The organism is Zhengella sedimenti (assembly GCF_046506625.1).
Classification (GTDB): domain Bacteria; phylum Pseudomonadota; class Alphaproteobacteria; order Rhizobiales; family Rhizobiaceae; genus Zhengella; species Zhengella sedimenti.
Window position 1 is genome coordinate 237,659 of the sequence record NZ_JBKFFP010000001.1, and the last position, 20,904, is coordinate 258,562.

A 20,904-nucleotide genomic window follows, 5' to 3' on the forward strand; every position below is an offset into this window, starting at 1 on the left:
GCAGGAGGAATACATGACAGCACCCAGGATCGGGTATGGCGACCTTGTGGTCGTTGCCGATGGTGAAAAGGCCCTGTTTCTCGTCAATGACGGCGACGAGGAATTTCCATTTCTGAAGGTCAGACGGGAGGTCACACAGGAAAACCCGCCGACCCGCGAGCAGGGCGCGAACCGCCCCGGGCGCCTGCATGACGCCGGCCCGCAGCACCGCAGCGCCGTTCAGGACACCGACTGGCACCGGCTCGGCAAGGAACGCTTCGCCAAGGACATCGCCGACAGGCTCTACAAGATGGCGCATCGGGGCGACTATGACCGCCTGTTCGTCATTGCCGCGCCGATGATCCTCGGCGAGATGCGCAAGGAGTATCACAAGGAGGTGCGCGACCGGCTGGCAGGCGAGATCGACAAGGACCTGACCAATCACCCGGTTGACGCGATCGAAAAGCACTTCCACCATCAGGCATGATTGAAAAATCGACAAACAGGCAGGACAGCCGGAAAGGAGTGATGTTGCGACTGTTGCTTTTGCTGGGTTTTCTGCTGGCCGGCACCGCCGTGCCGGCCGCGGCGGACGATCTTTCGCTTCTCAGGCAGGGCGGCGTCGTCGCGCTGATGCGCCACGCCACCGCGCCAGGGACAGGCGACCCGCACGATTTCACGCTCGGCGATTGCACGACACAGCGCAATCTCTCCGACGAGGGCCGTGAGCAGGCCCGTGAGACGGGGCAACGCCTCAAGGATGCCGGCATCGCCTTCGGTTTCGTGGGGACGTCGCAATGGTGCCGGACGAGGGAAACGGCGGAACTGCTCGACCTCGGGCCGGTCAAGGACATGCCGTCGCTCAACTCGTTCTTTTCGCAGCCGGACCGGGCGAAAACCCAGACAGACGAGACGATCACGGCAATCGAAGGCCTGGACCTTGACCGGCCGGCCATGCTCGTGACCCATCAGGTCAACATCACCGCTCTGACAGGCGTCATTCCCCGCTCGGGCGAGATCGTGGTGGCAAGACCCGACGGCAACGGCGCCCTGGAAGTCCTCGGGAAGATTCCGCCATCCTGACCGGTCAGGCGGCGAGGAAATCCCGCAACAGCGCGACTTCGCTGTCGCTGGCGAGCGTCGGGGCGTGGCCCACACCGGTGAATTCCACCAGTTCCGGCTTCGGGCCACGGCGCGTCATCTCCTCGGCCACAGCGCGCGGCAGCACGTCGGACTCCTCCCCGCGCAGCAGCAGCGCCTTCGCCGTCACCGCATCGTAGAATTGCCAGCAGTCCAGATCGCCCTTGTGCAGGGTGAACTGGGTGACGATGCGCGGGTCGTAGTGGACGGTCACCTTGCCGGCGTCGGTTCGCCGGCTTGACGTGTCGGCCATGCGCCGCCAGAAGGCGGCCGTGTTGGCGCCGAATGGCGCGTAGTTGACGCGCAGCCAATCCTCCAGTTCGCCCACCGTGTCAAAAACCGGCGGCGCGCCGACATAGGCGGCGATGCGGCCGGACGCGGCTTCCGGAATGGCCGGGCCGATGTCGTTGACGACCAGATGGGTGATGCGGCCCTTCAGGCGCCCGCCGGCCAGCGTCACGCCGATCAGGCCGCCCATGGACGTGCCCACCCAGCGCGTTTCGCCGATGCCGTAATTGTCGAGGATGGCGACGGCGTGATCGGCGAAGGCGGCATAGGAATAGTCCACCGCCTCGTCGCCTGCCCAGGACGACAGGCCGCGCCCGAGCGTGTCCGGACAGATCACGAAATAGGCGTCCGAAAGGGCGGCGGCAGCCTCGTCGAAGTCGCGGCCCGTACGCGCCAGGCCGTGCCACATCACAAGCGGCGGGTTGGCCGGATCACCCCATTCGGTGACGTGGAGTTCATGGGCGCCGCAGCGGATGTAGGACGAGCGGGGAACGGGCGAAACCGGCATCAGTGGCCTCCCTTCTTCATGAGCGTGCCAGCGATTCCGGCGGGGAAGAAATAGACAAGCAGGATGAACAGGATGCCGAGCCAGAGCAGCCAGCGGTCGGGATCGACGAGATGCGGGACGAGCGGCAGGCCGGCGGTGGCCTCGGCTGCCGTTGCCATCACGTCCTTGAGGTAGAACTGCGCCAGCGTCATGATCACGACGCCGATGACGGCGCCGACCATGGTGCCCATGCCGCCGATCACGACCATGAGCAGGATGTCGATCATGATGGCGAAGGAGAGCGTCGATTCCGGCCCCGTATATTTCAGCCAGACCGCCCAGACGACGCCGGCCAGCGCCGCGATCACGGCCGCGATGACGAAGACCGCCGTGCGGTAGGCCACGACACGGTAGCCGATGGCCTCGGCGCGCAACTCGTTCTCGCGGATCGCCTCAAGCACGGTTCCGAGCGGCGAACGGACGATGCGCACCAGCGCGTAGAACAGCACGAGGCAGGTGAGGAAGACGAAGTAGTAGGCAGCGACCTTGCCGTTCATCGACACGCCAAGCACCTTCAGCACCTTGCCGTCGTCATCGGTGAGAAGCTTCGTGGCCGGAGAGAATATCTTCGGTGCCGAATAGACGATGCCGTCCTCGCCGCCGGTGAACTCCGAAAGCTGGGAGGCGAGCACCATCATCACCGACGCGGCGGCCAGCGTGACCATGGCAAAGAAGATCGCCTTGACGCGCAGGCTGAGCACGCCGATGGCGACGGCCAGGACGGCGGCCAGCGCAACGCCCGCCCCGCCACCAAGGAAGATGGCGTCGAAGCCCGCACCCATGGATTTCAGCGCCATGGCCGTGCCATAGGCGCCAAGCCCGAAGAACATGGTATGGGCGAAGGAGACGATGCCGGTATAGCCGATCAGCAGGTCGTAGCTGGCGGCCAGCACGATGAAGACACAGATGCGGGCGGCGACCTGCTGGGCGCGCACATCGGAAAACAGGAAGGGCGCGAAGGCAAGGCAGAAGGCGATCAGCGCGGCCGCCGACCAGACGATGATCCGGCCGTTGCGCACCGCCCGGGCATGGGCGGCGGCGGAGGCGGACAGGGAGGCAGCGGAGGTGGCAGTGGCGGTCATCTTGTCATCCTCACGGCTTGACGGCCGGGCGCAGGCCCCAGGGCCGCCACAGCAGCACGGCCATCATCAGGAGCATGTTGGAAGCCAGCGACAGCTTCGGGAACAGGAAGGCGACGTAGTTGCCGAGCAGGCCGACGAGCAGCGCGCCAAGCAGCGAGCCCTCGATGGAACCCAGCCCGCCGATGATGACAACGATGAAGACAAGGATCATCATCTCCGCGCCCAGCGTGCCGGAAATCAGGCCCTGGTAGCCGGCCCACATGGCCCCGCCCATGGCGGCGAGCGCCGAACCGGCCATGAAGACGCCGACGAAGATGCGGTCGATGCGGAAGCCGAGCGCCTCGACCATTTCGCGGTTTTCCACGCCGGCGCGGATCAGCAGGCCGATACGCGTGCGGTTGAGCACCAAATAAAGCGCGATGAAGGCGGCAAGTCCCAGCAGGAAAGCGAAGATGCGATAGGTCTCGATGGCGACGTCGCCGATGATCACCGAGCCCTGGAGGACGGCCGGGCGCGGCACGGGAATGGGCGCGCCGCCCCATATGGCCAGGATCAGCTGTTCCGCGACGATGAGCGCGCCGATGGTGATGAGGATCTGGCGCAGGTGGTCGCGATAGACCGGCTTGACGATGACGCGCTCGAAGAACCAGCCGGCGGCAAGGCCGAACAGGCTGGCCGCGGCGATGGCCGCGAAGAGTGCGAGCAGGTTCAGCGCGACCGAATCCGCGGCCACCCAGGCCGCGAGCGCCGCAAGGACGCTGGCGGCGATGAAGGCGCCAAACGAGATGAAGGCGGAATGGCCGAAATTGAGCACGTCCATCAGGCCGAAGACGAGGCTCAGGCCGGAGGCCATGAGAAAGATCATCATGCCCATGGCGAGCCCGGCCACCGTCAGCGTCACCCATGACGAGACCGAGCCGATCAGCGGCAGGGCGAGCACCATCAGGACAAGCGGCAGGAGATTGACGCCGCCGAAACGGTTGATGACATCCGAAACGTTCATGTCATGGTTCCCCTACTGGTGCGCGTCGAGCGAGAGGCTCAGCAGCCTGGTCTGAAGCGTCTTGTCGGCCACGAGATCGGCCATGGCGCCGGAATGGACGATGCGCCCGTCATCGATGACGGACACACCGGTCCCGAGCGCCGAGGCGAACATGAAGTTCTGCTCGACCAGGAGAATGGTCGTGTCGGCCGCCACCTCGCGGAAGGCGTCCACCATGGCGCGGATGATCGCCGGCGCCAGGCCCTTGGTCGGCTCGTCGATGAGGATCAGTTCGCGCGGCTCGATGATGGCGCGCGAGATGGCCAGCATCTGCTTCTGGCCGCCCGACAGCGCCCAGGCCGGCTTCTGCCAGAAGGTGCGCATGGCGGGAAACAGGTCCTGTATCCATGCCAGCCGCTTCGCATCGAAGGTGCCGTCACGCGAGGCCAGACGCATGTTTTCCTCCACCGTCAGACCGCCGAATATGCCCATGTTCTCGGGCACGAAGGCGATGCCGAGGCGGGCGATGTCGGAGGTATGCAAGCGGGCGATGTCCTGGCCGCGAAAGCGCACGGCCCCGGCACGCGCCTTCCACAGGCCCATGATGGTGCGCAGCGTCGTCGTCTTGCCGGCGCCGTTGCGGCCAAGCAGCACATAGACGCCGCCTTCGGGCACGGCGAGGTCGATGCCGTGCAGGATCTGGTACTGGGCGATGTCGGTGTGGACGCCCTCAAGGGACAGGATCGGGGCGCTCATGCCGCGTCCTCCGCGGGAATGCCGAGATAGATCTCGCGCACGATGGGCAATGCGATCACCTCGTCGGGCGGGCCGTCGGCGACAAGCTCGCCGTTGTGCAGGACGACGATGCGGTCGGCGAGCGCGCGCACCACGTCCATCTTGTGCTCCACCAGCAGGATGGTCTTGGCCCTGTCGTTCTTGATATTGGCGATGAGTTCAAGGATGACCGGCGCCTCGTCGACGCTCATGCCGGCGGTCGGCTCGTCGAACATGAAGATGTCCGGCTCCATGGCCAGAAGCAGAGCCACTTCCAGCTTGCGCTGGTCGCCATGCGGCAGCGCGGCGGCGGGCATGTGGGCCACGCGCTCCAGCCGGGCCGCGGCCAGATGCTGTTCCGCCTTCTCCACCAGGCCGCGGAACGCCCCCACCGGGCGGAACAGGCGCGGGCCGATGCCGTGACGCGCCTGGACGGCGAGGCGGATGTTCTCCAGCACCGAGAGCTTGGGAAAGAGATTGGTCAACTGGAAGGCCCGGCCCATGCCGGCCTTGGCGCGCGCCGAGGGCGACAGCGCGGTGATGTCGCGGCCGTCCTTTAGGATGGTGCCGGCAGACGGCCTCAACTGGCCGGACATGAGATTGAACCAGGTCGTCTTGCCCGCGCCGTTGGGGCCGACGATGACGGTCAGCTCACCCGGCCGGAAGGCGCACGTCACCGCATTGACGGCGACATGGCCGCCGAAGCGGATGGTCAGGTCGCGGGATTCGAGGGATGGCTTGGACATGGGGCCAATGATCCGCCTTGTTCGTTCTTGTTGGTTGCGGTTCCAGAGGTCGCGGGCGCCGGCCGGCATGCGGCCGGCGCCCTGTTTGCAGGTGTTACTGGTTGTTGCGGCCGACGGGGATGTTCATCTCGTCGGGCGTGATCTCGCGCACCAGTTCCGGGATGGCCCATTCGACATTGTCGTCCACCCTGATCTTGAAGTGATACATGGACTGCATCGCCTGATGATCCTCCGGGCGGAAGGTCATGGTGCCCTTGGGCGTCTCCCAGCTCATGCCTTCCATGGTGGAGATCAGTGTCTCGGTGTCCCATTCCCCGGCGGTCTCGAGCGCCTTGGCGATGGCGAGCGCCGCGGCCATGCCGCCGGCGGTGAAGAAGTCCGGCGGCGAATTGAAGCGCTTCTGGTGCTCGGCGACGAGCCAGTCGTTGATCTCGTTCTTCGGCAGTTCGTAGTAGTAGTAGATCGCGCCTTCCATGCCCGGCACCTGCTTGTAGGAGGCCATGGCCGGGAGGATGTTTCCACCGGTGGAGATCTCGATACCGTAACGGCCCGGATCGGCGGCGGTGATCGGCGTCATGGCGTCGATGCCGGCGACATAGATCACGATGACCTTGCGGCCGTCCCTGTCCTTCAGCGCGTTGAACATGCGCTCTATGGTGGCGGTGAAATCGGTCGTCTTGATGGGAACGTATTCCTCGGCAACGACCGTCGCGCCGGTGCCTTCCAGCGCGGCCTTGAAGGCGGCGATGCCGTCCTTGCCGAAGGCATAGTCCTGGGCGAGCGTGGCGACGAACAGCTTGTCGTCGGGCCTGAGCGCCTTGGCCTGGGCCTGCATGTCCATGGACGAGTTGCGCGAGGTCTTGAAGACGTAGCGGTTGGAATCCGGTCCGGTCAGCGAATCGGCGACGGCCGGCTCGACGACGAGGATCTTCTCGTACTCGGCGGCCACGGGCAGCATGGCGGTTGTGACACCCGAAGACGTGCCGCCGACGGCGATCAGCGCGTCGTCATCGCCATAGGCCTCGGCGAGCGCCGAACGGGCCACGTCGGGCTTGAACTGGGTGTCCTTCTCGATCACCTCGATCTTGCGGCCCTTGATCTCCATGGTGCCATTGGTCGCGTATTCGAGGCCGAGCTGGAAGCCGGTCGAGGTCTGCTTGGAAAAGGCCTCCAGCGGCGAGCCGGAAAGCCCGTGCACCAGGGCGATCTTCACCGGATCGCCATCCTGGGCGGTCGCGGAGCCAAGCGCGCCGGCGGCAAGCGCCGAGGCCATGGCCAATGCAGTCATCCATTTCTTCATGCGATGTCTCCTCCTGTCAGAAGCGTGGAAACACGCCGGACCTCCGGCGCATTCATCATTGGGCGGTCCAGCCCCCGTCGACGGGGAAGGAGGCGCCGGTGACGTTGTGGGCCTGGGGATGGCACAGCCATGCGGCCAGCGCGCCGATCTCGGACGGATCGGAGGTGCGCAGGCTCGGCTGCTTCTCGGCCAGCAGGCTGGCGATGCCGGCGGTCCGGTCGCCACCATGTTCGGCGGCGCGCGCGGCGACCTGCGGCTCGATGATGGCTGTCTCGGTCCAGCCGGGGCAGATGCAGTTGACGGTCACACCGCCGGTCTCGCGGCTGCCGCAGGCAGCATATTCGAGGGCTGCGACCTTGCTCATGCCGACCAGCCCGAACTTCGATGCCACATAGGGCGCCTTGTCCTTCGATGCGACGAGGCCATGCACCGAGGCGATGTTGATGACCCGGCCGAAGCCGCGCGCGCCCATGCCCGGCAGGGCGTGGCGCATGGTGTGGAAGGCGCCGGACAGGTTGACCGCGATGATGGCGTCCCAGATCTCCGGCGTTGCCTCCGCGATGGGCACCGTCTTCTGTATGCCCGCATTGTTGACGAGGATATCGACCGGCCCCCAGGCGGTGGCGGCCTCCATCATGGCGCCGATGGCGGCAACGTCGCGCATGTCGGCATCGAAGAAGCGGGTTTCGGGCGCGCCGGCCTCGCGGCAGGCCTGCTCGGCGGCGGCGGCCTCGTCCGGGCTGGCAAGCCCGTGCAGCGCGATGCGCACGCCTTCGCCGGCCAGGGCCTTGGCGATGGCCAGGCCGATGCCCTGGACGGAGCCGGTGACAAGCGAGGTGCGCCCCGAGAGATGCCCCATGGTCACGCTCCTTCCGTTTCGCCGGCAAGCATGGCGCGCAGTTCGGTCTTGAGCACCTTGCCGTAATTGTTCTTGGGCAACGCCTCGACGAAACGATAGCGCTTGGGCCGCTTGAAGCGGGCGATCTGGTCGAGACAATGGGCATCGAGCGCCCTCTCATCCGCCGCCGCGCCATCGGCGAGCACGACAAAGGCCACCACGTCCTCGCCCCATTCGGGATGCGGCGCACCGACCACGGACACTTCCGAAACCGCCGGATGGGTGAGCAGCGCTTCCTCCACCTCGCGCGGGTAGATGTTGGTGCCGCCGGAGATGATGAGATCCTTGGAGCGGTCCTTCAGCGTCAGGAAGCCGTCCCCGTCCAGCGCGCCCATGTCGCCGGTCCACAGCCAGCCATCGCGCAGCGTCTTCTCATTGGCTTGCGGGTTGTTCCAGTAGCCCTTCATCACGGAGGCGCCCCGCACCAGCACCTCGCCGGTCTCGCCGGTGGGCAGCGTGTTGCCCTGTTCATCGGCGATGCGCACCTCGACACAGGCCTGGGCGATGCCGGTGGAGGCGAGACGCTCGCGCCAGCGCGGATGGGTGCGGTCGGCGACCATGGCGCGCGTCATGCCGGTGATGCACATGGGGCTTTCGCCCTGCCCGTAAAGCTGGGCGAAGCGCGGTCCCAGCACATCCACGGCCTCGATGATATCGGCCAGGTACATCGGGCCGCCGCCATAGACGATGGTGCGGATGCCCTGCCCTGTCTCTCCGGCACGCCTGGCATGATCCACGAGGCGCTTGACCATGGTGGGGGCTGCGAACATGTGGACGCTGTCCAGCCGCCGGGCCAGATCGAAGATTTCCGCCGGCTCGAAACCGGCCGAGGGCGGCACGCAATGGCGGGCGCCCTTGAGCACATGCTGCACGCAATAAAGACCGGCACCATGGCTGATCGGCGCGGCATAGAGCGCGCAATCGGCCGGATAGACCTCGTCGACATTGGAGAAATAGCCCAGCACCATGGCCTGGATATTGGCGTTGGTGATCATGACGCCCTTGGGCTTGCCGGTGGTGCCGGACGTGTAGAACAGCCAGGCCAGATCGTCCGGCGCGCGGTCTGCCGGCGCGGCAACCGGCTCATGGGCGCGCATGGCGGCAAAGGTCTCGCCGCCCATGTCGATCACGGTCCGCAGGTTTTCCGGGCGGGCGGTCTCAAGCTCGGCGCCGAGCGCCGTTGTGACGAAGGCAATCGAGGCGCCGGAATCGGCGATGATCCAGGCGGCTTCCTTCGGGTGCAGCTTGGCATTGACCGGCACGACAGCCGCCCCGGCAAACCAGACGCCCCACATGAGTTCGAGATATTCGGTGCAGTTCTTCGCAAAGATCGCGACCCGGTCGCCCGGGCGCACGCCATGGCCCTCCACCAGCGCGGCGGCGATGCCGGCGGCCGCGCGGGCGAAGGCATCATAATCCGCGACCACCTCCGTGCCCCTGAGCAGGGCCGGGTTGCGTGGCGACACGCAAGCGCTTCTGACCAGCCAATGGGCCAGGTTCATCTCGACAATCCTCCCTCACGGCGCGCGCGGCAGGCCAAGGCCCGCATTTCTTCTTTGCCGTTCACCGTATAAGCATACTATCAGATGGAGCAGGGCAGCGGCGCAAGACCGTAGAAACACGCATGACAGAACCGGAAAACCACGCAGACGACCTCGACCGGATGGCCTATGAACTGGCGCCGATCGGCATCGTGATGACGGAGAACCGGATCATCCGTGCCTGCAACCCGGCCTTCGCGGAGATGTTCGGACACCGGCGCGAGACGCTGATCGACCAGTCCTTCGCCATCCTCTATCCATCGTTCGAGGAGTTCGTGGCCATCCGCGATGTAGGCGTGGGACCACTGCGCGAAACCGGCCGTTATTCCGACGAGCGCATCATGGCGCGCACGGACGGTTCACTGTTCTGGTGCCGGGTTCGCGGGCGAACGCTGACGGAGGCCGGCGACCCGCTGGCCAAGGCAGTGTGGAGCTTCGCCGACCTTTCGCACGAGCGGCCCGTGGTGCGCCTGTCCACCCGCGAGCGGCAGATCATCATGCACCTGGGCGAGGGCCGCACCTCGAAGGAAATCGCACGGCTGATCGACATCTCGCCGCGCACGGTGGAGACTTACCGGGCCAAGCTCCTGAAGAAGTTCCAGGCGGCCAACGTGGCCGAACTGCTCAGCCATGTCGGCGGCATGCCGGGCGGTTGAGGGGTTCCGGGCGGATAGCAAGGCATTCCCGCTGCGGCATTCTGGCACTTTCGAACTCCACTATAGCCTGCTAGGCCACGCATGAGGAGTTGTCATGCGGCTCGGGGACCTTGCATTCCGGTTGTTCATGCGCGCGAGTATCATCGCTGCGCTCGCATTGGCGTCCTTTGCCCACAAGCCCGTCGACCTCTCGGCATGGCAGACATTTGAACTCTCCGCCTATGAACTGCCCGATGGTTCGCTCCCGGTCATCTGTTTCGGGACCGACGACCGCGACGCCGGGGGAGAGACCGGCCGGACCGAGGCCTGCGCATTCTGCCAGATCGCCGGTTCAGTCGCGCTGCCACTGCCGGACGGGTCGAGTGAACCCGCGGATCTCGCGGTCGTCCAACCGTTGTTTCCAACCGATACAACCCATCTTGCCTCGTTCTCCCGGAGGCTTCTCCCTCCCAAGCATGGCCCGCCTCCGATCGTGATCTGAACCCTCTTCGCGGTGTGTGGCCGCGATACGAGAAGCGAAACGAATCTCATGCAGCCGGACTGCTGCATGGCGAGTTCTCGCAAAACGATCACATTGGAAGGACTGGACGATGAATTTCCCAAGAACCGTAATTGCCGCCGCCATCCTGTTGCTGGCGAGCCTCATGCCGACTGTCGGCGCACAAGCACAGGACGCCAAGCCCGGCCTCTTCGTCAACCTCACCACCGACGACACCTGGGCAGCGGCCAAGGCGATCATGTTTGCCCATCAAAGGGCGTTGAAAAACGATCACAAGCCTGTCGTCATCTGGCTGAATGTGCGCGGCGTCTACCTGGCTGACAAGAAGCGTGCCTCCCATGTCCATGGACTGATGCGGGAGCAGAACGCCTCGATCCAGGACATGCTGACTGCGTTCATGAAGGACGGTGGCGTCGTCTTGATGTGCCAGGCATGTTCGGCTGCCGCCGGATTGACCATCGACGACTACATCGACGGTGTCCAGATGGGCTCCTGGCCGGTGATTGAAGGCTACTTGTTCGATCCGGCAATGAAAACGCTGTCCTGGTAGGCAGCATTCCTTCTGCGCTGCAGGCAAGCGGAACGCAAACACTGGATGGAACAGGGTTTGCGTTTCGCGGCGCGGGCATCACCGCGAAGCCCCAAGGTCACTTCGCAGGCCCGAAGTACCGAGTGGCAGTCCGGCGCCGGCCGCAACTCCCCCGCTGAAACGCCTGCGCCTTCCCCCTCACCGTCCCATGATCACGTCGAGGATCGAACCCACACTGCCGGGTTCCTCGCCCACGCCGACCTTCGGGACGGGGCGGGCGACGGAGGCGGTGCGGTCGTCCGCGGCCCCGTTACGGCCGGCCACATCGGCAGACGGCCTCGGCGCGCCGGCCATGGGCAGGTCTCCTTGCGGGGCAACCGGGGCGGGCGGGCGGTTTTCCGGGCTACCGGCCGGATCCGGCGTCCACAGCCCGCGCAGCGGCGCTTTCGGGAGGCCCTCGTGGGCGGCCTGCATGAAGGTCTTCCAGGCGTCCGCCGGCAGCGACCCGCCGGTCACGCCCTTCATCGGCGCGCCGTCGTCATTGCCGAACCAGACGCCGGTGACGAGGTTCGACGTATAGCCGACGAACCATGCATCGCGGGAATTCTGCGACGTGCCTGTCTTGCCGGCGGCCGGCCAGCCGAAATCGGCGCGCCGCGCCGTGCCGTCCTCAACCGTGCCGCTCATCATCGTGTTCATCATGGCCACGAATTCGGGGCGCACCACGCGCGGGGCCGCGCCCTTCTGCTCGTAGATCACCTTGCCGTCCATGGTGGTCACGCGGCGGATGACATGGACATCGGGCCGGTAGCCGCCATTGACGAAGGGCACATAGGCCGCCGTCAGTTCCAGCGGCGTGACCTCCGATGTGCCGAGCGCGATGGACGCATTGGCGGCGAGATCCGATTCGATGCCCATGCGGTGGGCCACTTCAGCCACCGTCTTCGGCCCCACTTCCTGGGCAAGCTGGGCGGCGACGGAGTTCAGCGACTTCTTCAGCGCGGTGGCCAGCGTCACCTTGCCATAATACTTGCCGCCATAGTTTTCCGGCGTCCACTTGCCGATCCGCACCGGCGCATCGGTGCGCACGCTGTCGGGACGGCGGCCGTTTTCCAGCGCGGCCAGATAGACGAAGGGCTTGAAGGTGGAGCCCGGCTGGCGGCGGGCTTCCGTCGCACGGTCGAACTGCGAATTGGCGTAATCGTAGCCGCCGACCATGGCGCGCACGGCGCCGGAGCCGTCGATGGAGACCAGCGCGCCCTGGCTGACGCGGCTCGCCTTGCCATTCTTCGCGATCAGGTCGCGGATGGAATTCTCGGCCAGTTTCTGCAGGGTCAGGTCGAGCGTGGTGTCGACGACGACGTCCTGGTCCACGTCGCCGATCAGGTCCGGCAGTTCCTCCATCACGCGGTCGGCGACGTAGTTCTCCGAACCGGTCCAGTAGGCCGCCGCACGGGTGGCCGGCGTCTTCATGGCCACCGCGAATTCGGTCTCGCCGATCATGCCCTGTTCGCGCATGGCGGCAATGACCAGCTTCGCGCGGGCTTCCGCGGCCTGCGGGTCGCGGGCGGGCGACAGGCGCGAGGGCGCCTTCAGCAGGCCGGCCAGCAGCGCCGCCTCGGCCAATGTCACGTCGCGTGCGGGCTTGCCGAAATAGCGGCGGGCGGCGGCCTCCACACCATAGGCGCCGGAGCCGAAATAGACCCGGTTCAGGTACATGGTGAGGATCTGGTCCTTGCTGTGCTCGTGCTCCAGCCACAGCGCCAGCAGCACCTCCTGCACCTTGCGCTCGATGGTGCGCGCGGGCGACAGGAACATGTTCTTGGCAAGCTGCTGGGTCAGCGTGGAGCCGCCCTCGCGCAAGCGCCCTGCGGCGATGTTGGAGGCCATGGCGCGGGCAAGGCCCAGCGGGTCAATGCCGAAATGGGAATAGAAACGGCGGTCCTCGATGGCGATGACGGCCTGCGGGATATAGGGCGACATCTCGTGAAGGCCGACAGCCTCGCCGCCGGTCATGCCGCGATTGGCGATCAGCCTGCCGTCGACGGAGACGATCTTGACGTTGGGCGGCCGAGCCGGCACTTCCCATGTGGTGGCCGAGGGCATCTTGGCGCCATACCAGGCGACGACGCCGGCCGCCGCGATGCCGCCCCAGATGGCGAGAATGAGCGACCAGTAGATGGCGGTGCGCAGCAGGCCGAACAGCCCGCGCCGCTTGCGGGCGGTGCGGGACTTGCGGGCGGAGCCGGCCTTTTTCCGGCCCTTGGCCGGGGCCGCCTTGCGGGCACGGGCAGGCAGCACGCGGTCGTCCTCGGAGACCGAAAGGCCGCGCTTGCGCCCGCTTCCGCCCTCGAATTCCGGCTCGATGCGCTTGCCCGTCCTGCGTCTGGCCATGAAATATCCCGCCTTGCCCTGCACGTCCCGTCTGTTCCGCGGGTCATGGACAACACCCTAATTCGGGCGATTTAAGGGGCGGTTAAGTCCATGGTGAGGAAACAGTAAGCGGCAAGCGCGCAAGTTTATGCAGCCCAGGCGCGATCATTCCCGCGCATGGCGCTCGCGGATGACGATGTAGATGCCGGACGCGACGATGATGGCGGCGCCGACATAGGTCAGCGTGTCGGGGATTTCGCCCCAGACCTGCCAGCCGATCAGCGTGGCCCAGAGAAGCGCGGTATAATCGAAGGGCGCGACGACGGCGGCAGGCGCGAAGCGGAACGCCTGCGTCATCATGGTCACGCCCACCGTGCCGAACACCGCGATGGCGGCGAACAGCCAGAGATCGTCGGCGCGCGGCGTCACCCAGACAAAGGGCTGCAGCAGCGCGCTGAGCACGGCGCCCACCCCGGTCAGCCAGACCATCAGCGTCCACATGCTCTCGCGCGGATCGACCCAGCGCGCGCCGATCATCATCAGGGCGTAGAAAAATGCCGTCGCCACGGGAAAGAGCGAAACCGCCTCGAAGGCCGCCGTTCCCGGACGCACGACGACAAGCACGCCGGCAAAGCCCACCAGCACCGCCGACCAACGCCGCCAGCCCACCTGCTCGCGCAGCACCAGCGCCGAAAGGGCGGTGACGAAGACGGGAGCGACGAAGATCAGCGCCGTGGCTTCCGCAAGGCCAAGATAGCCGAGGCCGGTGAAAAACAGCGTCGCGGCGCACAGCCAGATGAATCCGCGCAGGACATGCGCCCAGGGCCGGGCGGAATGCAGGCCCTTGCGCCCGCCAAGCCGCAGGACGATCAGCACGGCGACGGGAAATGCAATGAGATTGCGGATGAACAGGATCTGGATCGCGGTGTAGTGCTCGGCCAGGGTCTTGGCGAGCGCGTCGTTGATGCTCAGAAAGGCGACACCGGCGCACATCAGCATGATGCCCGTCGTCACCCCCGATTGCGTCCTGGTCAGGCCCTTGTCCATGTCGCTTGCATCATGTCCCGTCTCGACCGGACCATGCGGTCCGGCAGCCGTCTTCACGCCGGACCGGCCGGTCAGCTATGGGCGAAAATGTCGGTCTCCTCCCAGCCCGCGAGATCGAGGCGCGCACGCATGGGAAGGAAATCGAAGCACTGGCGGGCCATGTCCATGCGGCCCTCGCGCAACAGCCGCGCCGTGATGGCCTCGCGCAGCCTGTGCAGGTGCAGGACATCGGAAGCGGCATATTCGAGCTGGGCCTGCGACAGGGTTTCCGCGGCCCAGTCGGAGGATTGCTGCTGCTTGGAAAGCTGCACGTCGAGCAGTTCGGCGCAGAGGTCCTTCAAGCCGTGACGGTCGGTGTAGGTGCGCGTCAGGCGCGAGGCGATCTTGGTGCAGAAGACAGGGTTGGCGCGCACCCCGAAGGCGTGTTCCAGCACCGCGATGTCGAACCGGCCGAAATGGAAGATCTTCTCGATCCCCGGATCGGCCAGCAGCTTCTCGATATTGGGCGCCGATGACTGGCCATTGGCGATCTGGACGACGTCGGCGGTGCCGTCGCCGGGCGAAAGCTGGACCACGCAGAGCCGGTCGCGATGCGGTTTCAGGCCCAGCGTCTCGGTGTCGATGGCCACCGCCTCCACCTGGTAGTTGGAAAGGTCGGGGAGGTCTCCCTTGTGGGCGCGGATGGTCATCGTGTCAGTTTCCCGTTCAATTGCCGTGCCTGCGCAGGAAACGCGGACCAAGCCATTTCATCATGACCATCGCGTCCTCGCCGTCGGCATAATTGTTCTTGCGTGTCGCGGTATGGCGGAAACCCTGGCGCGCGTAAAGGGCGCGCGCCGGCGCGTTGGACGGGCGCACGAAGAGCCGGAGCACGGGACGGGGCGCGAAACGGCAGGCCGCGCGCACCAGAGCACCGCCCACGCCCCTGCTTGCCGCCCACGGGACCACGCCGACGAAATCAACACTGGTCCACAGCCGGGCGGAGCGGTCACGCAGCACGAGGAAGCCCGCCACCTCATCCCCCAGTTCGGCCACGAGGACGATGAGTCGCTTGTCGGCGCCCGGCCGGGCAAGCTGTCCGGGGCCAAGGCGGTTCGGATCGCCCGGGAAAAGCGCGTCCTGCAGGGCCAGCACCGCCTGCGCATCGCCCTGACGGGCCAGGCGGACATGGGCCTTCGTGTCGGACGCGCCCATCGCCTCACCCGCCTTGCGCCAGGGCGTGAAGGATGCGCGCCCAGGAGCGCTGGCCCTTGTGGAAGGAGGCCAGTTCGTATTTCTCGTTGGGCGAGTGGATCTGGTCATCGCCAAGGCCGAAGCCGACGAGCAGGGATTCCATGCCCAGCATGCGCTGGAAATCGCCGACGATGGGGATGGAGCCGCCCATGGCGATCATCAACGCGTCGGTTTCCCATTCATCCGAGAGGGCGCCGCGCGCGGTGTTCAGAAGCGGCGAATCGTAAGGCAACTGGATGGCCGGGGAGCCGCCATGCTCCTCGAATTCCACCGAGCAATCGGCGGGGATGCGCGCGCGCACGAAATCGCGGAACGCCGTACGGATGGCAGCCGGATCCTGGTCGTGCACAAGCCGGAAGGAGACCTTGGCCGAGGCTTGCGCAGGGATCACGGTCTTGAAGCCCTCGCCCGTATAGCCGCCCCAGATGCCGTTGACCTCCGCCGTCGGGCGCGCCCAGATCATTTCCAGCAGCGTGCGGCCGGTCTCGCCGGCGGGTTCCGACAGCCCCACCTCGCCGAGGAAGGATTCCGGCGTCCGGTTCAGCCCGTTCCACATCTCAAGGATTTCCGGCGGGGTCTCGTTCACGCCGTCATAGAAGCCGGGAATGGTGATGCGGCCGGCAGCATCGTGCATGTCCGCCAGGATTCGGGTCAGGATGTGGATCGGATTGGCCGCCGCACCGCCGTAATAGCCGGAATGGAGGTCGCGGCCGGCCGCCTTCACCGTGACCTGCTCGCCGACGAGGCCGCGCAGGCCGGCGGAGATGGCGGGCGTCTGCGGGTCCCACATGTTGGTGTCGCAGACGAGGGCGAAGTCGGCCTTCAACTCGCCTGCATTGGCCTCCAGGAAGGGCTTGAGCGACGGCGAGCCGGATTCCTCCTCGCCTTCGAACAGGATGGTGACCCGGCAAGGCAGGCTGCCATGCACGGCCTTGAAGGCGCGGGCCGCTTCCACGAAGGTCATGAGCTGGCCCTTGTCATCGGCGGCGCCGCGCCCGGTGATGACCTTGCGGCCGTTGCGCGTGGCGACGGCGGGTTCGAAGGGGCCGCTTTCCCAAAGTTCCACCGGGTCCACCGGCTGGACATCGTAGTGGCCGTAAAAGAGCACGTGCGGCGCGTCCGGCGTGGCGCCCTCGTGGTGGGCGACCACCATGGGATGACCGGACGTGTCGCGCACCGAGGCTTCGAAGCCGATGGAGCGCAGGTCCTCGGCCAGCCATCCGGCCGCCCGGCGGCACTCGTCCCTGTAGGCCGGATCGGTGGAAATGGAGGGAATGCGGATCAGGTCGAACAGGTGTTCGACGGAATCTTCAAGCCGGGCGTCGATCGCGTCGAGCACGGGGGCGATGTCACTCATCAGGTCCTCGCAAATCATTCTGCACTGTAGTGCAGGTTAGACGTTGCGAATGCGCTGTGAAAGACGGGGGAGCAAATCGGCTGCGGAGACAAACCGGCCGCCGTGGTGGAGGGGGGAACCACGGCGGCCTTTTGAAAACAGCGGCAGCCCGGAGAGGGGGATTGGGACTGCCACCCGTTCATCCGGATCAGGCGGGGGACGGGCCATTCATCCGGACGCGGCATTATTGCTTGCCGATGACCAACATTTGGGAAGATGAAAGCGGCGAAACAAGGGCACGAACATTAAAGGTTCGTAACGTTGCCGTGATCGATGGAGCCGTTACTTGGGAACCCCGACGGCAAACCATTTTTCCATCCAGCGCCCGCGCGTGACGAGATCGATTGCGCCGAGCATTGCGGCCATGATCAGGAGACTTATCCAGAACTGTGTCATCAACTCAGCCACCGACTTGTCCGGTGCAATAAAGAAGATGAGCATGGCGCAAGAATAGAGCAGGCTCGTGAACCCAACCGCGGCGAGGCGGACAGCCGGGCTGCGCGGCAGGTTCGCCAGGAACAGCGACAGACCCAGGTGAGCCGCCAGTACCACCGGCATGAAGGCCGACTTCATCAGCGCCATGCGCCAGTCACCCTGCATCCACCAGAGAAGAGCGAACATCACGCCGGCCAGCGCGAGGGCGGCGACCGCGTTGGCCCTTGCCGCGCGCGCCAGCGCATCCTTCTGTGCCCCGGTGAATTCCAGTCGTACGCGTTCGGCCATGATGCCCCCTCCAGTCCCGTTTTCCGCACAGCCTCAACATGCATGTTCGCCCGCCTTCAATCAAGGGTTCGCGCATGAAAACGGGTGCCGTGGCAATGGACCTTGGCGGCATTTGCGCTTAATCGTGTCAGCCATGAAAAACGGTGATCATCTCTTCCTCGTCGACGGCTCGGCCTACATCTTCCGGGCCTATCACGCGCTGCCGCCGCTGACCCGCAAGTCCGACGGGCTGCCGGTCGGCGCGGTGTCCGGTTTCTGCAACATGCTGTGGAAGCTCCTGAAGCAGGCGCGCGACACGGATGTGGGCGTGACGCCGACGCATTTCGCGGTGATCTTCGACTATTCGTCCAAGACCTTCCGCAACGACCTCTACGACGAATACAAGGCCAACCGCTCCGCGCCGCCGGAGGACCTGGTGCCGCAATTCGGTCTGATCCGCCAGGCGACCCGGGCCTTCGGCCTGCCCTGCATCGAGATGGAGGGCTACGAGGCCGACGACATCATCGCCACCTATGCGCGACTTGCGGCGGAGGCCGGCGGCGACGCCACCATCATTTCCTCCGACAAGGACCTGATGCAGCTCGTCAACGGCCGGGTGTCGATGTACGACCCGATGAAGGACCGGCAGATCGGCGTGCCGGAGGTGATCGAGAAATGGGGTGTCGGCCCCGAGAAGATGGTCGACCTGCAGGCGCTGACCGGTGATTCGGTGGACAACATCCCCGGCGTGCCCGGCATCGGACCGAAGACCGCCGCGCAGCTTCTGGACGAATACGGCGATCTCGACACGCTGCTGGCACGGGCCTCCGAGATCAAGCAGGCCAAGCGGCGCGAAAACATCATCGCCCATGCGGACAAGGCGCGTCTTTCGCGCGAACTGGTGCGGCTGAAGGACGATGTGCCGGATCTCGATCCGCTCGACACGCTGGCTCTGGACGAACCGGACGGGCCGAAGCTGATCGCCTTCCTCAAGGCCATGGAGTTCACCTCGCTGACGCGGCGGGTGGCAGAGGAAACCGGGGCGGACGCGTCCGCCGTGGAGCCCGCCCACGTGGAGGCGGAATGGGGTGCGGAGGCACACGGACCGGATCTCGATCCGGGCCTTCCCGCCACCGACGCGGCAGGGGGCGGCACCGACGGGTCCGCGACCGGGCCAGCGGAGGCTGCCGACGGAACGCCAGCGGCACTGGCCGCGGCGCGGGCCGAAGGCGCCGTCGCGTGCGCCATCGACACAACGGCCTATGAGACGATCCGCGACATGGCGACCCTGGAGGCCTGGTTCGCCGAAGCCCGCGAACAGGGGCTATTGGCCATCGACACCGAGACCACGTCTCTCGACCCGATGCAGGCCGAACTGGTGGGCTTTTCGCTGGCGCTTTCGCCCGGAAAGGCAGCCTACGTGCCGCTGAAGCACCGCACAGGCGAGGGTGACCTGCTGGGCGGCGGGCTGGCCGGGGGCCAGATCGACGAGATGCAGGCGCTTGCCGCGCTGAAAGCGCTGATGGAGGATGCCTCCGTCCTCAAGATCGCGCAGAACCTGAAATACGATCTCGTCGTGCTGCACCGTCTCGGCATCGAGGTTGTCAGCCATGACGACACGATGCTGATGTCCTATGTGCTGGATGCCGGCAAGGGCGGGCATGGCATGGACACGCTGGCCGAGCGCTGGCTCGGCCACACGCCCATCGCCTACAAGGACGTTGCCGGGTCCGGCAAGTCGGCCGTGACCTTCGATCTTGTCCCCATCGACAAGGCCACGGCCTATGCGGCGGAAGATGCCGATGTGACGTTCAGGCTGTGGCAGGCGCTCAAGCCGCGCCTTGCGGCCGCGGGCCTCGCCCATGTCTACGAGCGCCTTGAGCGGCCGCTGGTGCATGTGCTGGCGCGCATGGAAGAGCGCGGCGTCTCGGTGGACCGGCAGATCCTGTCCCGGCTTTCCGGCGAACTGGCGCAATCGGCGGCGGCGCTGGAAGCCGAGATCGGCGCACTGGCTGGCGAGGACTTCAATCCCGGCTCTCCCAAACAGCTAGGCGACATCCTGTTTGGCAAGATGGGCCTGCCCGGCGGCAAGAAGACGAAATCCGGGCAATGGTCCACCACCGCGCAGGTGCTGGAGGACCTGGCCGCGGAAGGCCATGAACTGCCGCGCAAGATCGTCGACTGGCGCCAGCTCACCAAGCTGAAATCGACCTACACGGACGCCCTGCCCGGCTACATCCACCCGGAGACGAAGCGCGTCCACACATCCTACGCGCTGGCCTCGACGACCACGGGGCGCCTGTCATCCTCGGAGCCGAACCTGCAGAACATTCCGGTGCGCACCGCCGAGGGACGCAAGATCCGCACCGCCTTCATCCCGGAAAAGGGCAATGTCCTGATTTCCGCCGACTACAGCCAGATCGAATTGCGCGTCCTGGCCCATGTCGCCGACATTCCGCAACTGAAAAAGGCTTTCGCCGAGGGCATGGACATTCACGCCATGACGGCGTCCGAAATGTTCGGCGTTCCGGTCGAAGGCATGCCGGGCGAAGTCCGCCGTCGCGCCAAGGCAATCAATTTCGGCATCATCTACGGCATTTCGGCCTTCGGGCTCGCCAACCAGCTCGGCATCGAGCGCGGTGAGGCATCGGAATACATCAAGACCTATTTCACCCGCTTCCCCGGCATCCGCGACTACATGGAGGCGACCAAGGCCTTTGCGCGCGAGAACGGCTACGTGGAAACGATCTTCGGGCGGCGGGCGCATTATCCGGACATCACGGCATCCAACCCCTCCATCCGCGCCTTCAACGAGCGCGCGGCGATCAACGCCCCGATACAGGGGTCTGCAGCCGACATCATCCGGCGCGCCATGGTGCGCATGGAGCCGGCGCTGGAAGAAGCGAAGTCGCCGGCGCGGATGCTTTTGCAGGTGCATGACGAACTGATCTTCGAGGTGGAGGAATCCGCCGCGCCGGACGCCATCGCGGTCATCCGCAAGGTGATGGAGAATGCAGCCTTTCCGGCCGTGGACCTGTCCGTTCCCCTGCAGGTGGACGCAAGGGCGGCGAAGAACTGGGACGAGGCCCACTGAAAAAGCCGATCGCAGACTCATCATTTCGCCTTTCGGCGTAGTGGAATGATCCTAAAGCTTCGTCTAATGTTTGTGCCGGGGCGAAGGCAGGGGATCAG

General features: G+C 65.9%; 20 protein-coding genes. 6 read left to right on the forward strand and 14 right to left on the reverse strand.

All coding sequences use genetic code 11. The features are described 5' to 3' along the window. Window positions 1–13: 13 nt before the first annotated feature. Together ACLB6G_RS01225 and ACLB6G_RS01230 are read left to right on the forward strand one after the other, a co-directional pair. A complete protein-coding gene (locus tag ACLB6G_RS01225; RefSeq protein ID WP_410354284.1) occupies window positions 14–466 on the forward strand; it encodes a host attachment family protein in 453 nt (150 codons plus the stop codon). Between the two features lie 41 nt (window positions 467–507). After that, window positions 508–1,062 (forward strand): histidine phosphatase family protein, encoded by a 555-nt coding sequence (locus ACLB6G_RS01230; RefSeq protein WP_410354285.1) that lies wholly within the window; start codon window positions 508–510, stop codon window positions 1,060–1,062. Between the two features lie 4 nt (window positions 1,063–1,066). Here ACLB6G_RS01230 and ACLB6G_RS01235 read toward each other — a convergent pair whose 3' ends face one another. The 8 genes from ACLB6G_RS01235 to ACLB6G_RS01270 all read right to left on the reverse strand — a co-directional run bounded on the left by ACLB6G_RS01235 (window position 1,067) and on the right by ACLB6G_RS01270 (window position 9,238). Beyond that, on the reverse strand, window positions 1,067–1,915 hold the full coding sequence (locus ACLB6G_RS01235; RefSeq protein WP_410354286.1) for an alpha/beta fold hydrolase: 849 nt from the start codon (window positions 1,913–1,915) through the stop codon (window positions 1,067–1,069). Beyond that, window positions 1,915–3,036: a branched-chain amino acid ABC transporter permease gene (locus ACLB6G_RS01240; RefSeq protein WP_410354287.1), complete on the reverse strand. Its 1,122-nt coding sequence runs from the start codon at window positions 3,034–3,036 to the stop codon at window positions 1,915–1,917. The genes ACLB6G_RS01235 and ACLB6G_RS01240 overlap by 1 nt, the downstream gene beginning before the upstream one ends. A 10-nt stretch (window positions 3,037–3,046) precedes the next feature. Next, window positions 3,047–4,039, reverse strand: coding sequence for a branched-chain amino acid ABC transporter permease (locus ACLB6G_RS01245; RefSeq protein WP_410354288.1), 993 nt, complete (start codon window positions 4,037–4,039; stop codon window positions 3,047–3,049). 12 nt (window positions 4,040–4,051) lie between these two features. Continuing rightward, window positions 4,052–4,774: an ABC transporter ATP-binding protein gene (locus ACLB6G_RS01250; RefSeq protein ID WP_410354289.1), complete on the reverse strand. Its 723-nt coding sequence runs from the start codon at window positions 4,772–4,774 to the stop codon at window positions 4,052–4,054. Next, a complete protein-coding gene (locus ACLB6G_RS01255; RefSeq protein WP_410354290.1) occupies window positions 4,771–5,538 on the reverse strand; it encodes an ABC transporter ATP-binding protein in 768 nt (255 codons plus the stop codon). Before ACLB6G_RS01255 ends, ACLB6G_RS01250 begins: the two co-directional genes overlap by 4 nt. A gap of 94 nt (window positions 5,539–5,632) precedes the next feature. Next, window positions 5,633–6,838 carry a substrate-binding domain-containing protein gene (locus ACLB6G_RS01260; protein WP_410354291.1) on the reverse strand — a complete coding sequence of 402 codons (1,206 nt, stop codon included), beginning with the start codon at window positions 6,836–6,838 and terminating at the stop codon, window positions 5,633–5,635. A 55-nt stretch (window positions 6,839–6,893) separates the two neighbouring features. Further along, entirely contained in the window at window positions 6,894–7,697 is an 804-nt protein-coding gene (locus ACLB6G_RS01265; RefSeq protein ID WP_410354292.1) for a 3-hydroxybutyrate dehydrogenase, read from the reverse strand. 2 nt (window positions 7,698–7,699) lie between these two features. Then, entirely contained in the window at window positions 7,700–9,238 is a 1,539-nt protein-coding gene (locus tag ACLB6G_RS01270; protein ID WP_410354293.1) for a class I adenylate-forming enzyme family protein, read from the reverse strand. A 122-nt stretch (window positions 9,239–9,360) separates the two neighbouring features. Between ACLB6G_RS01270 and ACLB6G_RS01275 the strand changes: the two genes are divergently transcribed. The 3 genes from ACLB6G_RS01275 (at window position 9,361) to ACLB6G_RS01285 (ending at window position 10,982) form a co-directional block, all read left to right on the forward strand. Further along, complete coding sequence (locus ACLB6G_RS01275) at window positions 9,361–9,933, forward strand: LuxR C-terminal-related transcriptional regulator (RefSeq protein WP_410354294.1); 573 nt, start codon at window positions 9,361–9,363, stop codon at window positions 9,931–9,933. A 94-nt stretch (window positions 9,934–10,027) separates the two neighbouring features. Then, a complete protein-coding gene (locus ACLB6G_RS01280) occupies window positions 10,028–10,414 on the forward strand; it encodes a hypothetical protein (protein WP_410354295.1) in 387 nt (128 codons plus the stop codon). Between the two features lie 109 nt (window positions 10,415–10,523). Then, window positions 10,524–10,982 carry a DsrE family protein gene (locus tag ACLB6G_RS01285; RefSeq protein WP_410354296.1) on the forward strand — a complete coding sequence of 153 codons (459 nt, stop codon included), beginning with the start codon at window positions 10,524–10,526 and terminating at the stop codon, window positions 10,980–10,982. A gap of 177 nt (window positions 10,983–11,159) precedes the next feature. On the opposite strand, the gene ACLB6G_RS01290 is transcribed toward ACLB6G_RS01285, so the two are convergent. The 6 genes from ACLB6G_RS01290 to ACLB6G_RS01315 all read right to left on the reverse strand — a co-directional run bounded on the left by ACLB6G_RS01290 (window position 11,160) and on the right by ACLB6G_RS01315 (window position 17,733). Next, complete coding sequence (locus ACLB6G_RS01290; RefSeq protein ID WP_410354297.1) at window positions 11,160–13,355, reverse strand: transglycosylase domain-containing protein; 2,196 nt, start codon at window positions 13,353–13,355, stop codon at window positions 11,160–11,162. A 144-nt stretch (window positions 13,356–13,499) separates the two neighbouring features. After that, on the reverse strand, window positions 13,500–14,438 hold the full coding sequence (locus tag ACLB6G_RS01295; RefSeq protein WP_410354298.1) for a DMT family transporter: 939 nt from the start codon (window positions 14,436–14,438) through the stop codon (window positions 13,500–13,502). 14 nt (window positions 14,439–14,452) lie between these two features. Beyond that, window positions 14,453–15,070, reverse strand: a complete 618-nt coding sequence (locus ACLB6G_RS01300) for a ribonuclease D (protein ID WP_410354299.1) — start codon at window positions 15,068–15,070, stop codon at window positions 14,453–14,455. A 16-nt stretch (window positions 15,071–15,086) separates the two neighbouring features. After that, window positions 15,087–15,575, reverse strand: a complete 489-nt coding sequence (locus tag ACLB6G_RS01305; RefSeq protein ID WP_410354300.1) for a GNAT family N-acetyltransferase — start codon at window positions 15,573–15,575, stop codon at window positions 15,087–15,089. Window positions 15,576–15,579: 4 nt separating this feature from the next. Continuing rightward, on the reverse strand, window positions 15,580–16,971 hold the full coding sequence (locus ACLB6G_RS01310) for a dipeptidase (protein WP_410354301.1): 1,392 nt from the start codon (window positions 16,969–16,971) through the stop codon (window positions 15,580–15,582). A gap of 321 nt (window positions 16,972–17,292) precedes the next feature. Next, window positions 17,293–17,733, reverse strand: a complete 441-nt coding sequence (locus ACLB6G_RS01315) for a hypothetical protein (RefSeq protein ID WP_410354302.1) — start codon at window positions 17,731–17,733, stop codon at window positions 17,293–17,295. A 133-nt stretch (window positions 17,734–17,866) separates the two neighbouring features. Here ACLB6G_RS01315 and polA point away from each other — a divergent pair, with 133 nt between their 5' ends. Beyond that, on the forward strand, window positions 17,867–20,806 hold the full coding sequence (gene polA, locus ACLB6G_RS01320) for a DNA polymerase I (protein ID WP_410354303.1): 2,940 nt from the start codon (window positions 17,867–17,869) through the stop codon (window positions 20,804–20,806). Window positions 20,807–20,904 lie beyond the last annotated feature (98 nt).